This window comes from Methylovorus sp. MM2, from assembly GCF_001648895.1.
Lineage (GTDB): Bacteria > Pseudomonadota > Gammaproteobacteria > Burkholderiales > Methylophilaceae > MM1.
On the sequence record NZ_LXUF01000005.1, the window covers coordinates 1 to 416 of the forward strand.

At 35.3% G+C, this 416-nt stretch carries 1 protein-coding gene; it reads right to left on the bottom strand.

Annotated elements, in window-relative coordinates:
* Positions 1-380, bottom strand: a 380-nt coding sequence (locus A7981_RS07595; protein WP_254258537.1) for an anhydro-N-acetylmuramic acid kinase, incomplete at its 3' end; no start/stop codon positions are given.
* Positions 381-416 lie beyond the last annotated feature (36 nt).

Consider the following 416-nt stretch of genomic DNA (forward strand, 5'->3'; position numbering starts at 1 on the left):
ATACCGCCAATATTAAGCATGATGCGGGTTTCAGCCTTATTACTGAATAATAAATAATCTCCATACATTGCTAAAGGTGCACCTTCGCCGCCCGCTGCAATATGCTTTTGCCTGAAATCACTGATAGTTATAATGCCTGTTTTAACAGCTAAGTGGTCGCCATCACCAATTTGTAAAGTGCCATTACCGAATACTGATTGTTGATGTAAACTTTTTGGTGCGTGATAAATAGTTTGACCATGACTTGCAATTATATCAACATCATTATTATTAATGTTATGCGTTGAAAGAAAACTATTAATCATACCGGCATGTTGTTCTGCAATCCAACTATTCAATAAACAAAGTTTTTCTAAATCAACTTGTTTCTTGCTGAACACAGATTGTATTGCTTGTTTGAATTGATGGCTATAAGG